Genomic DNA, 14077 nt, shown 5'->3' on the forward strand with positions numbered 1-14077 from the left:
CTCTTTATCCAGAAAAGAAGACAATACGACAGGAGAAAGACATTAGAATAGACACATAACATATTACCAATAATGCATTTGCAAAGATAATCCCTATTGTCTAAAAGATTATTGAATGAAAAATACTTTGCATCCAAATGGAGTACTCATTGTCTTCAATTTGGGGCGAGTTTCATTGGACAAACCTCTTTGGGGAATCTATTATTCCACTGTGTTGCGGGTCATTTCAATCGCCATTTGATTCGATAAAAAACGCCTCAAGGGGTACACTTTAGGGTACATATTTATGATATGCAATTGACTATCAATTAAAATAATCCCTCCCTGTTCGCCATTAATTTTCTACCGCAATATATTGCATGCCAATATGTTGCGGTTTTTGTTTGTAGGAGCATGGGGAAGAAATGGGGGAAATAATATGAATTATCTTGCTTATCCGCTTGTTTGGATCTTTTATTATCCTAGCAATTAGAGTATGCATAAATGCATCATACATTTATAGAAATCGGCAGCACCCAAAAATATGAAAGAGATTCCTGCTCCAAATCTGCAAAGCGTGAGTCCTGTGCACGTCCAGTTTGGGAAAGTGATCCCTGCTCAACAACAGATTTTGCTCTATAATTTTTCTGATTGGGAGGATTTCGTGCATGAATGGGTTAATAGTCAAAGGTCGAAGTATCTTCAGGTCTTACGTATGTCAGGCCCAAATGATAAGGGAATTGACGTAGCTGGATATACAGACAAAGAAGGATTACATGGAGTTTGGGATAATTTCCAATGCAAACACTATAAAGACGCCTTGACCCCTGCAACGGCAATAATAGAAATAGGCAAAATACTATGGTATTCGTATTCAGGTGATTTTAGAGCACCAAGATATCATTATTTTATTGCTCCAAAAGGCTGCGGAATGAGTTTAGTAAGATTATTAGGCGACAGAGTTGCTCTAGCAACAAAAACAATAAATGAATGGGATAAATGTTGCGCAGAAAAAATAACAAACATCCGTAAAATTAATTTAGAGGGCGAGTTTAAAAAATATGTAGAAAATTTTGATTTCTCTATTTTTTCACATAAAACACTGCTCGAAATAATTGATGATCATAAGTTTACACAATATCACGCTGCACGATTTGGAGGAGGATTGCAACCTCGACCACCAGCCATAGAACCTCCTGAGTCTCTCCAAAGTAATGAAAGTCATTACATTCAGCAATTATATGAAGTTTATGAAGAAAAAACTAAGGCTAGAATTAGCGAAAAATGCCACTTAGAGACATATCCTGACTTATTAAAACATTTTAGTCGACAACGAGAGTTTTTTTATCACGCTGAATCGTTGCGGAATTTCGCCAGAGATAATGTACCTCCAGGGACATACGAAGATTTACAAACTGAAGTTTATGCAGGAGTTATTGATATTCATGATTTCACGCACAACAATAGTTTTTCTCGTCTCGGAGCAGTTTTACAAGCGGCATCCTCATTACAACTTACGTCAAATGCACTTATAAGCGTAATAAAAGTGCAGGACAGAAAAGGAATTTGTCACCAACTTGCTAATGATAATAGATTAGAATGGAGGCAGAAATGAAAAATGAAGCCCATGAATGTTTAACATTTAATAGTCCATTAGAAGCAGGAATTAGATCTGTAGGCTTACTAGTCGCGTCTTATCCAAAATGTTTTGATATACAACAACTTGTTGTTTTTGATTACTTAGTCGTACATACGGGAGATATTAATGGACCAGAGAGTTTGCACCCTCAAATCCCTTTACGATCAACAGAATTGTTGGTACGCCGAAAATTAGTAGAAAATGGACTTCTTCTTATGATGAGCAGGAAGCTTGTTGTTCGACAAGCTTGCTCAGAAGGTATTTTATATCAAGCAGGAGAAATGGCTGAGACTTTTATGTTGTGTCTGACTTCTCCATATTTGTTGGAACTAAAAAAACGTTCTATTTGGGTTATAAATCACTTTGGATATATGAACTACGATCATTTAAAAAAAATCATTCGAGAATTTTTTAATCATTGGGTCGAAGAATTTCAAGATGTTCAACAAAGTTTAGAAGTAAAATAATGGAAAAACAGGCATTAATAATTCGACATTTGATATTTACAGGTCCTAATCGAGAATCTGCAAAACTTCATTTTGAAAAAGGATTAAATGTTCTTTATGGCGCATCCGAAACAGGAAAATCGTTTGCCCTTGAAGCCATCAATTATATGCTTGGAGCAAAAGAGCTCCGCGATATTCCTGAAAGAGTTGGCTATAATAAAATTTTACTAGGTATAGAAATAATACCATCAAGAAAAAAATTCACTCTTATCAGGAGTACAGATGGAGGACAATTTTTAGTATTTGATGGGTTACATGAAGTTGATCCAGAAGATGAAGAAAGTAGCCTTACTTTGACCTCGAAGCATAATGAAAAAAATACGAACAATATTTCAACATTTCTGCTGGAGAAGATAAATTTTAACAATAATTATATAAAATCCAATAACCAAGGGACAACTAAATCTCTGAGTTTTAGAAATTTATGTCATCTATGTTTAGTTGACGAACAAAATATACAGAAACAAAGGTCTCCTATAGAAGGAGGTCAAGTTACACTTAGAACAACAGAGTATTCAATTTTTAAATTGTTACTTACAGGAATTGATGATAGAGCATTCATTTCTCTTCCTTCAGAAAAAAATATTCAAGGAAATATTGTAAAAATAGAATTATTTGATGAATTAATCAATGAATTGCAAAAACAATTTGGTGAAAAAATACAAGAAGAAACCGAACTTAAAGATCAACTTCAACGATTAGAAAAAACAATATCTAAGCATCAAAATTCTCTAAATTCTACCGAAGAAGAATACAATAAATTAATAATAAAGCGCAATGATTTGCGAAATAAATTTCAAAATGGAAGTGACAGACATCTTGAAATTGGTGAACTAATAGCTAGGTTTACATTATTAGACCAACACTATACTTCTGACCTTGAACGTTTAGAAGGTATCAGAGAAGTAGGATTTCTTGTGGGTTCTCTTGAAAACTCTTCATGCCCTCTATGTGGTTCATTGCCTGAGAATCAGCATTTAAATGAAAAATGTGACGGGAATTTATCATCTGTCGTAACTGCTGTTTCCGTAGAAAGTGAAAAAATATCCAAACTCAAAAATGAACTTAATCATACTTTAAGTCAACTTAAAGCAGAAAATAAAAATTTTGATGAGTTATTGCCAAAAATCGAAAAAGAGATTTTTATTTTTGATAGAAAAATACAAGAGGTAGCATCTAGTATTTCCGAACATGGTGTCTGTTATTCTGATTTGTTAAATTCTCGTGCAAATATACTAAGTTCATTGAAAGTACTAGAACGCATACATGAATTAACATTAAGAAAAGAAATTTTGGGTAAAGAACAACCTATTGAAATACCTGTTGAAAAAGAACCAATTAAATTATCTTCTTCTACTTTAGATGATTTTGCCAAAAAAATAGAAGCAATATTAAAAACTTGGAATTTTCCAGATTCCGATAGAGTCTTCTTTGATGAGAAGACGCGAGATTTAGTTATTTCTGGTAAACATCGAGGTGCTCGCGGAAAGGGCATGAGATCTATCACTCATGCAGCATTTAGTATTGGTCTTTTGGAATTTTGTAAAGAAAACGAATTGTCTCATCCCGGATTTTTGATATTAGATTCGCCACTACTCGCTTATCGTGAACCCGAAGATGAAAATGATGATTTGTCGGAAACTGATGTTCAAGAGAATTTCTATAAATACTTATCCAATTGGGACGATAGGCAAATAATTATTATAGAAAATGTGAATCCTCCTGATTACGTTAAAGAAATGGAAACAAGCACAATGTTTAGTAAAAACATTCAGCAAGGTCGATATGGACTATTTCCTACTCGTACAAAATAGCCTACCCTTATATTGGAAATCTATGATATTTTTACATTGATATATGGCCAATGCTTGACTACCGATCCCATATTTCCTATTGCTTTAATCTTCCTTAATTATACATTGAGTGAGTTCATTTATTAATCGATTTTTGTACTGACATGTTATGTGCTCTTTGTAGAGAATACGAAAGGCAAGAAATAAGCCATATTATTCCCGCTTTCGTATATAAAAAATTACGACAACTTTCTCCTTCTGGATTTTCAAGAACGACATTAAATCCTAATAGAAGAGTTCAAGATGGAGAAAAATACCCATTACTTTGCCCAAATTGCGAAGATCTATTTTCCGTATGGGAAAAGAAATTTGCTGAGAATGTTTTTCATCCTTATTATGCATCTCAAAAAAATACATTTTCTTTTAATTATGATGAATGGTTTTTGAAATTTTTGGTTTCAATATCATATAGATCATTAGTTAACAAATTGGAAAATGAAGGGGTAGATGATCATTCTAAATTATGTGTCAAAAACATGCGAGAAGCTAAGGGTATTTGGAAGGATTTTTTACTGAACAAACGAAAAAATATTGGATTGTATAGGCAATATTTTTTAATTCTACCAATTCAAACTGAAACAGAATCTCTTTTTTTAAAATACAATAATGGACTTTTTAATTTTTATCTCTTAACTGCAACTGATGCGAATACGATTTTTGCTAAAGATGACTCTGAAGCATATCTCATAACAAAATTGGGAGAATGCTTTGTTATTGCTACTCTCATTGATTCAAATCCTAGCCAATGGAAAAGTCTTGTAACAAAATCTACAGGTGGAATATTTAAATGGAACACAATGGTTCAAACTTCGCCATTAGTTATTAATTATATCGAATACGCAATTAAGGATATTATAGAAGCGCAAAAGAATCTTTCTCCAGTGCAAACTGAAAAAATTAGATTAAGCGTCGAGCGATATATAAAGGATCATTCCATATGATGATCCACTTTCTTTTCTAAATCCTTCCCATGGAGTAAACACATACCTATCTTCCATGTATTCACCCCATTTATGTGCTTCTTCTAGATTAGGATTCCTCCAAATCATTTTTTGAAAATGCTTCCGTACAAAACCGATTGACCTTGGGAATGCTTTCAGGGGATCAGCTGCAAGGTATATTGAGCTGAAGTCCCTCCATATCCCATTTCTTCCATTGAGTAAGACCGCTTTTGTTGTAACGTATTCATTTACATATATTTATAATTTTTAATACTATTTTTGGGCAATGAATTCCAAGGATACTGAGGTATACATTAAAACATCTCCATTTATTTTAATATACATTGAGCAAGACCAAAATATTCATAACTTGCTCATTTTAATATATTTTTGAATTTTGTTTTCTGATTTTCAGCAATTTTAAAGCCTCTTCCCATCCGATGTATCAAAGCCATTGGAGGTCTTAGTATTCCAGTAAATGCAAATGGCTAATGTCGATAATCCGGTTATTTTATTCTCAATATTTCCAGAATCATTTGTAAGGATTCCAGAGGAATGATGAGGATAAGCATACTCAAATCTGGAAAATTACCGTAAAAAATAATTTTGCCTTACAAATGACTAAATGGACTTTCCGCTTTTTCCAATTGATACAGTTCCTAATGGAGAAAAGGTTTCCATTTTTTACTGAGGGACAGACATATCATGACTTTTATGAGGAATAAGTAGGTTTCCCTAATAACTTTATTCGCTTATTGCAGTGATGTCAGTTTCGGGTTTCGGGAAACCTTTATCGGCAATCCATTTTTTCGTTTCAGCCACCATTTCGGGGGTGACGGTGAAATCGTAATTGGCATAGTCGCCGATGTGGAATTGTCCGGTTTCGAAGAAGCCCCATTTCTCGAAGAAGTCGGTCAGGTCGGTTTTTGTGACGTCACAGCATGCCCTGATGAATTCGAACTGGTATTTAATGGTATCATTCCCTCCGTAGTTTCCTGCGTTGTTGCGCAGGTATTCCATGACGTCAGGGTAGAAGTCGGGATGTCCGTTTTCGGTAAAGTAGAGATGGAGCTGCCACAGGGGGACCAGCTTGTTGAAAACGTCCTTTGATTGCAGGTAGGCAATTTTCCCATCGATGATTTCCTTGCGCGCCTTGTCGTAGCTGCCCTGGCGTTTCAAGCGGCTTTCGTTGCCCGTTTTGGCGGCGGCTTGAAGAGAGAAGATGTTGTTGCTGACTTCCGTCATGCCGCCCCAGGTCATCGGGCGCATTTGCATCACGTGGCCGACTTCGTGGGAGAAGCCCCAACAGGCGTCGCCTTTGAGGACGTTTTCAGGATCGGTCACCATTCGCATCGTACCATTGTCTCCCAGGTAGGCTACTCCATCACCGTCGCGGAACATGTAGTAGTTGAAGTTCACGCGGGCAAAGACGCGGTTTTTCGGGATTTTGCCGTATTTCTCAAGGCCCATCAGCTGGTATTGGATGCCTATCAGCTTGTCGTAGGCGTTGATGAGTTCAGTGCCGCGGTCCCTGGTGAATTTTTTCAGGAATTCGACGGGGTAGGCAACCTGGATGTATTTTCCCCGGGCGTCCATGATCGGGGAGACGGCCTGGTCAAGCAGGCGTACCCAGTCTTCGTTGGTATCGCCCCGGGTGGTGTCGAAATAGCCGTTGACTTTGCCCGTCACGAAATGGACGGGGATTTTCGGTGCCGTGTCGGCATCGTTGCTGAAGTAGCTGATGTAGGCGTTGGCGGGCGTTTCTACATCAATGATGTTGATTCCTTCCTTAAGGGGTATTTGCTTTTTGTGCAGTCCCCAGCCGTTGGGATCCTTCGTCGGCTGCACTCCTTCGGCCGGCTTGCGCATCAGGTTCGGGAGCAGAAGACTGATTTCACGCCCATCCGTCTTGCCGACCAGCACGACGTGCTGCCCTTTTTCCAGATAGACGCCCGTCATGTTGTCGTATTTACTGAATCCCTCTCCGATTCTAAGGTTTTTGCCCGTCTGGCGCGGTGAGGGGAGGGCCTGGTATTCGGCATACAGGTAGTCCGGCTTGTAGTTGCCTGCCAGGATTTTGCCCGCGAGTTCCTTCATCGCGTCAGGCTGGAAGGCGGAAATGTCTTTAACATGCTGCTTCAAAGCCGTGCAGGAGGCATCCTTGAATAGTTGGAGGTCGTTGCCGATGCTTTCCGGAGTGTTGGCCGCAAGTACGGATGCGAGCGGCGACAGGGGCAGGGAGAGGAATGAAATGATTCGGTTCATGATAACGTGGGAGTGGGTGATTCTATGATGTTACAAGTTACATTCTCCGTTTTCCTCTTCTTTCACCATTTCTCTTTTTACCGGCAAACGAAAAAATCAACCTGCTTCAACGGAAGACGGGGCGGGTTGATGAATGGGAACGCTCTCACGTTGTATAGCTGGTTTTCTTTTCGTATGGCGTGTTTTTTAAGGCTTCCATGTTTTACTCAATTGCCTTCCCATACTGCGGTAGTCCTATGAGGGCGTTTGCGACTGTAACCCTTGAGCCATTTGATTGAGTCCTTCTGAAATTCTTCGACATCGGCATAGAATTTCTACCACGCGCCTCCCCGCAATATTCTCTTCCTGTCATCCGTCAGAATGGCTTTTATGTGCCATCCGTGTTGCTGATAGAAGAACAGCACGTTGTTGTTCAGGATGAGGGCTGCCTGATCGAGGCGTTTCTCCATGTAGAGAAAGCGGAGGCAACGGATCCATAGGTTTCTATGAGCATTTACAGGTAGATTCTGCCTGTGTTTTTGGGTTTGCCCGTACAGAGAGAGTCCGGCACAGCCGGGAACCTTGCTTTCCACAGCCATTCCTTGAAGCAAAGTCGCTCTTTTCGGAAGGATGGGCGCTGTTTTGAGTTGCTTGACTTGAGTGAACTCCTTTTCCAGTTTCAGAAACCATTTCCTGCGGTTTCCCGGATGCGGGGTTCCACTTCGAGAGACATTAAAGTTATAGAAATGATCGGCTTCTCACCCTCCTTTAAGAGTCTTATTCTTGAACGGAGAGGCTTCGATACTGTTTTAACAGGAGAGTAGCCTCCAACCGTTTTTCCAATTCCAGCTTCTGATGAAAGGGTCCTTCATTTTTCAAATCAGGTTATTGTTTTTGAGGGCTAACAAGCTTCTTTGGGTCAAGGCTACCTATTTTGCGCTGCTGGCTATTGTTACGGCTATTGCCTCCATTTACCTGGGCGAGTTTGTTCCGTTTGATATTTTTCAAAAGATCGGGGCCGATACGGTCGATACAATTTTGAATATCCTGGCTTCAAGCATGCTGGCGGTTACGACTTTTTCCTTAACCACGGTTGTTTCCGCTTATGCAGCGGCGACGTCGAGCGTAACGCCCAGGGCTACGAAGCTGCTGATGGAGGATTCCACGGCCCAGAATGCTCTTTCCACATTCATCGGTTCCTTCATTTTCAGCCTGATTGCGATTATTTTCCTGAATTCCGGCATGTATGACCAGCGGGGAAGGGTGGTTCTGTTTGTTGTCACCCTGGGGGTGATTGCCATTATTCTGGTCACGCTCATCCGGTGGATTGAGCATTTGTCCAGGCTTGGCCGGGTGGGAGAGACTTCCGAGCTGGTGGAGGGAGTAACGGAAAGGGCATTGCTGGAACGCGCCCGGGAACCCTATCTGGGCGCCAATCCCCTCGTTGATAGGGAGCTTGATATTCCGGAAAATGCCGTTCCCGTCAGGAGTGATCAGACAGGCAATATTCAATATATTGATATTGAAAAGCTGGACCATCTTTCCAGGGATAGAGATCTTGATCTTTACGTCGTCTCGCTCCCGGGGGATTTCGTGTCCGTTACCTCGGTTCTGGTTTATGCTGACAAGCCTGTGTCAAATGAAACCCGGCGTGATTTGCTTGGAGCGTTTATCATCGGGCATGAGCGCAATTTTGAACAGGACCCCAGGTTTGGATTGTGCGTGCTTGCCGAGATTGCTGCCAGGGCCCTGTCTGCAGCCGTCAATGATTACGGAACGGGTATTGATATTATTAACCGGGGCGTGCGGCTGCTGACGAAGTATGCCCGGGAAGAACGCCGTCCCGGCGTGAAGCACGAGAGGATATGGGTGCTTCCGTTGACCGTCTCCAATTTGTTTTCGGATATTTTCAGCCCTATTCTGCGCGACGAAGGAGGGATTATGGCGATTGACATCAAGTTGTTGAAGGCTTTTGCCGCATTGCATGGCCTGGATAACGGGCAGTTCAAGGAGGAAGCCCGCAAGTATTCCCGCCAATGCTATGAACATGCATCCAGAACGGTAGTGCTGGATGAAGATAAGGAAGTCCTGAAAAAACTGGTCATTGATTAGCTTGCTTGTCTTCACGGTGAAGAAGAGGGGTTTTAGAGGTCCAGGTATGGTTGAATGGGCTGAATCTTATTAACGGTCCACAGTTTCCCGGATGGACCAGGTTGCAAAAAGGCGTTATTTTCCGGGAGAATCCATGGGAGAGAAATCATCATGGTAAAACGGATGGCTGCCCGGAATTTCCATGTTCATCAATGGGGCAGCTACGGGCGTCATGTCTGTTGAATGATATTCAACATTTTCATGTGTAGTGTTTTTGGGCAGGAGGAAGTTTCATTCATTCCCCGGTTATTTTCTTCAGCATGTTGAATTTTCGATAGGTACCGGACCGTACATGACCATGATTCAGCGTATTGTCATGAAGGTAAGCACATGTTTTCGTACCGGAGTTCTTTTTTGCCTGTTGATGGCTGGCAGTCCTTATGGTTTTGCGGAGAAGCCCGTTTTAACAGACTGGAATTATTTGCCGTCCTACGGGCAGTCGCTTTCCGTAGGATGGACGGCCAAGCCGGTGGTGACGACGGAGCAGAAGAACGGCAATTTGATGTTCAAAGGCGGCGTTCGTCCTTTTGAGGGCGGCAATGACCGGAGCGCCGTGATTCCCCTGGTAGAAGGCATTTCTCCGGACGGCGCCAGGGGAGAGACGCCCGTTTCCGGCGCTGCCGGGAATTTCATGCGCCTGCTGAAGAAGCGTGACTCCGGGAAGGCGTCCAACGTCCGGTTCCTGTGCTCTGCCGACGGCGTGGGAGGTGTCAGCATCGGTGTTCTTTCCAAAGGCAACGCCCCCTATCAGCGTATTCTGGATGATTTGACAGCGGGGCGCGAGCTCGCCTCCAAGGCCGGCAAGTCATTTTCCATGCCTTGTTTCCTGTGGACGCAGGGGGAAACCGACCAGCAGGACAGGAAAACCGGGGAATGGTACAAGGAGAAGATGCGCGCGCTGATTCAGGATATTGACGCGGACGCCAAGGCCGTTACCGGACAGAAGAACGATGTGCTCTGCTTTGGATACCAGGTTGCCTCCCATCTCAATTATTTTGCCCAGAATCCGACGGATTATCCCGCGATTGCCGTGGCCCAGCTGGATTTGGCTCTGGAAAAGGACAGCCGGTACATCATGACTACGCCCATGTACCATTTTTCCTATAGCGACGGGGTGCATTTGACCGCTCCCATGTCCCGGCTTTACGGGGAGTATGCCGGATACGTCATGTACAAGGTGCTGGTGGAGGGCGTGCATTGGAAGCCCATCCATCCTGTCGCCCATGCAGTTGGCAGGAAGGGGAAGGACTGGACGGTAGACGTGAAGTTTTTCGTGCCTGTGCCTCCGCTGGCGCTGGATACCAAGACGATCCTTGATCCGGGCAATTACGGCTTTTCCCTGGTGAACGCGCAGGGCGAACCCCTGGAGATCAAGTCCGTCACGCTGAACGGCAGAGACGCCGTCCGCATCATAATGTCGTCCGACCCTTCCGGCTGTCATCTCCGGTACGGAATGACCTTGAAGGAGAAACTTCCTTCCGGCCCGCGCACCGGAGCGCGCGGATGCCTGCGGGATTCCCAGGGGGAGAAGGTAAAGACCCGGATTCAGGACGTCGTTTACCGCATGGACAATTGGTGTCCGTTTTTCGACTATCCCTTGGATTCCCGGAATGGGATGAACAAGACGGAGTCCAGGTAGATTTTCATGTGACTGCCAGATTTTTTTGGTTTCTCACTCCTTCAGCATGGTTTATCCATTCCTTTGGAGAGAGTCAGAGTTTCTGCTCTGGTCTTAGGATGGTACGGCATGGATTGCGGTTGTAGAGCCCTTCGGAACAAGATAAAGTCCAGTAATGATGAATTCCATGTTCAAGTTTTTGATGGGTGCGGTGTGCGCCGCAGTTCTGCCCGCCTTCGGGCAGGGAGAGAAGACGGATTTTCCCACGGACAAGGCGGTGACCGTATTCAGCGCTGGGGAAGGGAACCCTTATGCGTCCATCCGCATTCCCGCCTTGCTCAATATCGGGAAGGGGCAGCTTTTGGCGTTTGCCGAAGGCCGGTATAAGAATACTGACCAGGGGGAGAACGACATTATCATGAGCGTCAGCAAGAATGGCGGAAAAACCTGGTCACGCCCCCGGGCGATCGCCAAGTCGCATGGGGCCACGTTTAACAATCCGTGCCCGGTTTATGATGCCAAGACCAAGACCGTGACCGTCGTATTCCAGCGTTATCCCGCAGGAGTCAAGGAACGGCAGCCCAATATTCCTCAGGGTTGGGATGACGAGAAGTGCATCCGCAATTTCATGATCCAGAGCAGGAATGGCGGTTCCTCCTGGACGAAGCCGGAGGATATCACGAAGACGACCAAGCGCCCCACCGGCGTGGACATCATGGCTTCCGGCCCGAATGCGGGAACCCAGTTGAAGAGCGGCCCCCACAAGGGGCGCCTGGTGATTCCGATGAATGAAGGGCCGTTCGGCAAATGGGTGATTTCCTGCATTTACAGTGATGACGGCGGCAAAAGCTGGAAGCAGGGCCAGCCGACCGCCAATATGAAGGGCCTGGTGAATGAAACGTCCATCGCGGAGACGGATAACGGAGGCGTGGTCATGGTCGCGCGCCACTGGGGCGGAGGCAATTGCCGCCGCATCGTGTGGTCACAGGACGGCGGCGCGACATGGGGTGAAGTGGAAGATGCTCCGGAATTGTTTTGCGACAGCACGCAGAATTCCCTGATGACTTATTCTCTGACGGCCCAGCCTGCCTTTGGCGGCAAGAGCCGCCTCCTGTTTTCCGGCCCCAGTGCCGGACGGCGCATCAAGGGGCAGGTGGCGATGAGCTATGACAACGGCAAAACCTGGCCGGTGAAAAAACTGTTGGGAGAAGGAGGTTTTGCCTATTCCAGCCTCGCCATGGTAGAACCCGGTGTCGTGGGGGTGCTTTATGAGGAAAACCAGCCGAATATCAAGAAGCTGAAGTTTGTTCCCATTACGATTGAGTGGCTGACCGACGGAAAGGATACGGGGCTGCCGACCGGGCAGAAAGCTCCGGTAATAAAATAGTCCCGCTTTTAGTTGTTGATTATTGCCGAGACCGGGGGAGTTAATCTGCCGGTCCTGTTTTGTTCGTAAGCTTGCGACGGGATTCTCGAATTTTCCGGGTATTTGCTCTATAAGTCTCCTTCTCTTCATACCCACAGACCATGTTTCTAATATAAGCTTCAGAATTGTGGAGAGAAGAGTTTTTTGAGTTGAAATCCTTGCTTCTGGTAAAAAATCTATAAAATGTAGCAGAGACCACCCGTATGCCTCCGTCGCCATGAAGAAGTTTTCCTGCAGAACGCAGAAGCCTCTAATGGGCAGATGTTGGATGAAGTAAGAAAAGCTCTGGGAGGAACGGTGGTAGGAATTCGAGACATTATGAAAACAAGAACTGGATTTTTCTCTTGTTTTCATAATGTCTCGATGGTTGAAATTTCAACCAAGGGAAATCAGCATGTTCACCAAATCATAGGGAAGATATGATTAGTGATATCATGAGGAAGATATCTCGGAATGCCTGGTGAGATATTTTTAGATTAATTTGACAATCTATCATTCTTTTGTTTTTTTGTTTTTTTGCATTCATAGATCACTCTATCTACTAAAAATCCACTTCTATCCTCCAGAGTTGACATCAGCGTAAAAAAAGATAGCATAGAGTTCCATATTTATGCTGCTGCTGTCTCCTTTGTAGGGCGGAAGTAGGAACCTGAAAAGCTGGGAAGAAGGGATTCTTTCTAGCTTTTTTGCTCTAACTGGATTCAGGCTATGAAATTTTTTTCATGGAGTCAACCTATCAATGATTTTCATAAGAATATTTTTTCGATTTTCGCTTGTATCTGATACCGTTTTAGCTACTATATGGCTAGTCGCATGGATAGGCGTGCGTGGATTGAAACTTATGTAAATCCTTGATTATAGAAGGAATAAATATACAGTGCGAGCTTTTGTGAGCTCGCACTGTATTTGTTAGAAGAATGAAGTTGCGGATTATTCAACCATGAACATGTCGTTGGTATCCGTTTCGCCTGAAGCAATAGTTTTCGTGCAAATGCTGTATTTGCCTCGGTTTCTAAGATAGAAGAAGTTTGAATCGTCTGATTCGGTTTCGGAGGATGTGATCGTAATCGGAAGAATGATCATGGAGGTTTTTTCTCCAGTTTTGAGGCTTTCTCAGCACCCATTCCTGTTGTTTCATTCCCTGCACTTTCGGCCTGATCGCTGGCAGGGATGAGAGGAAATAGTTTATGAATGTTAAGAGTTTTCTTTATTTGTGTTCACTGTTTCTTCAGCATTCCTGGTATGACAGTGTGTGCATGGTTTGTCTGCTTGATTCCGGGGCGGGCACGGGTACCCTGCAAGGCATCCGTTGCCCTTGGAGCTCTTCCCATTCGGGAGGGCCGGCAAACGGAAGATGATTCCCCGTTTCAATATATGTCCTGGATTTATCTGGTGTTGGCCGGTCTCTGTGAGATCGGATGGCCTCTGGGCTTCAAGCTTTCACAGGCGCCCGGCACGGGTTCCGGCAGGTTTGCCGCCTGCATTGCGTTCTCCGTGTTCAGCATGGCCCTGAGCGGTTTTCTTCTGTGGCTGGCCCAGCGCAGCATTCCCATCGGCACCGCTTATGCGGTGTGGACGGGCATCGGCGCGCTGGGAACGTTTCTGGTGGGCATCCTGTGGTTCGGGGATTCCTCCAATGTCTGGCGCATGCTGGCGGCCACCTTCCTGCTGATAGGCATTATCGGGTTGAAGCTGGCCCCCGGGCATTGAGCTTCCCTGT

9 protein-coding genes are annotated in these 14077 nt (G+C 44.0%); 8 read left to right on the forward strand and 1 reads right to left on the reverse strand.

Annotated features, from left to right (window positions below; all coding sequences use genetic code 11):
• Positions 1-523: 523 nt before the first annotated feature.
• From M8N44_RS11480 to M8N44_RS11495, 4 genes are all read left to right on the forward strand, one after another.
• On the forward strand, positions 524-1594 hold the full coding sequence (locus tag M8N44_RS11480) for an ABC-three component system protein (RefSeq protein WP_146021189.1): 1071 nt from the start codon (positions 524-526) through the stop codon (positions 1592-1594).
• Entirely contained in the window at positions 1591-2085 is a 495-nt protein-coding gene (locus M8N44_RS11485; protein ID WP_102729054.1) for an ABC-three component system middle component 2, read from the forward strand. The genes M8N44_RS11480 and M8N44_RS11485 overlap by 4 nt, the downstream gene beginning before the upstream one ends.
• Positions 2085-3938 (forward strand): AAA family ATPase, encoded by a 1854-nt coding sequence (locus tag M8N44_RS11490; protein WP_146021190.1) that lies wholly within the window; start codon positions 2085-2087, stop codon positions 3936-3938. The genes M8N44_RS11485 and M8N44_RS11490 overlap by 1 nt, the downstream gene beginning before the upstream one ends.
• Before the next feature lie 143 nt (positions 3939-4081).
• Complete coding sequence (locus M8N44_RS11495) at positions 4082-4918, forward strand: hypothetical protein (RefSeq protein WP_146021191.1); 837 nt, start codon at positions 4082-4084, stop codon at positions 4916-4918.
• 744 nt (positions 4919-5662) lie between these two features.
• On the opposite strand, the gene M8N44_RS11500 is transcribed toward M8N44_RS11495, so the two are convergent.
• Positions 5663-7183: a M60 family metallopeptidase gene (locus M8N44_RS11500; RefSeq protein WP_102728994.1), complete on the reverse strand. Its 1521-nt coding sequence runs from the start codon at positions 7181-7183 to the stop codon at positions 5663-5665.
• Positions 7184-8056: 873 nt separating this feature from the next.
• On the opposite strand from M8N44_RS11500, the gene M8N44_RS11505 reads away from it, so the two are divergent.
• The 4 genes from M8N44_RS11505 (at position 8057) to M8N44_RS11520 (ending at position 14067) form a co-directional block, all read left to right on the forward strand.
• A complete protein-coding gene (locus tag M8N44_RS11505; protein ID WP_180975261.1) occupies positions 8057-9274 on the forward strand; it encodes a DUF2254 domain-containing protein in 1218 nt (405 codons plus the stop codon).
• Between the two features lie 403 nt (positions 9275-9677).
• Positions 9678-10952, forward strand: coding sequence for a sialate O-acetylesterase (locus tag M8N44_RS11510; protein WP_180976198.1), 1275 nt, complete (start codon positions 9678-9680; stop codon positions 10950-10952).
• 166 nt (positions 10953-11118) lie between these two features.
• Positions 11119-12318 (forward strand): sialidase family protein, encoded by a 1200-nt coding sequence (locus tag M8N44_RS11515; RefSeq protein WP_180975263.1) that lies wholly within the window; start codon positions 11119-11121, stop codon positions 12316-12318.
• Between the two features lie 1413 nt (positions 12319-13731).
• Positions 13732-14067 (forward strand): DMT family transporter, encoded by a 336-nt coding sequence (locus M8N44_RS11520; RefSeq protein ID WP_102727590.1) that lies wholly within the window; start codon positions 13732-13734, stop codon positions 14065-14067.
• Positions 14068-14077: the final 10 nt, after the last annotated feature.

It is taken from the genome of Akkermansia massiliensis (assembly GCF_023516715.1).
In the GTDB taxonomy this organism is placed as follows: Bacteria; Verrucomicrobiota; Verrucomicrobiia; order Verrucomicrobiales; family Akkermansiaceae; genus Akkermansia; species Akkermansia massiliensis.

Excerpts from the sequence above, each read along its gene's own strand:
- M8N44_RS11510 (WP_180976198.1), top strand. The coding sequence starts at position 9,678 with ATGGCTGGCAGTCCTTATGGTTTTGCGGAGAAGCCCGTTTTAACAGAC.
- M8N44_RS11485 (WP_102729054.1), top strand. The coding sequence starts at position 1,591 with ATGAAAAATGAAGCCCATGAATGTTTAACATTTAATAGTCCATTAGAA.
- M8N44_RS11480 (WP_146021189.1), top strand. The coding sequence starts at position 524 with ATGAAAGAGATTCCTGCTCCAAATCTGCAAAGCGTGAGTCCTGTGCAC.
- M8N44_RS11520 (WP_102727590.1), top strand. The coding sequence starts at position 13,732 with ATGTCCTGGATTTATCTGGTGTTGGCCGGTCTCTGTGAGATCGGATGG.
- M8N44_RS11495 (WP_146021191.1), top strand. The coding sequence starts at position 4,082 with ATGTTATGTGCTCTTTGTAGAGAATACGAAAGGCAAGAAATAAGCCAT.
- M8N44_RS11500 (WP_102728994.1), bottom strand. The coding sequence starts at position 7,183 with ATGAACCGAATCATTTCATTCCTCTCCCTGCCCCTGTCGCCGCTCGCA.
- M8N44_RS11515 (WP_180975263.1), top strand. The coding sequence starts at position 11,119 with ATGTTCAAGTTTTTGATGGGTGCGGTGTGCGCCGCAGTTCTGCCCGCC.
- M8N44_RS11490 (WP_146021190.1), top strand. The coding sequence starts at position 2,085 with ATGGAAAAACAGGCATTAATAATTCGACATTTGATATTTACAGGTCCT.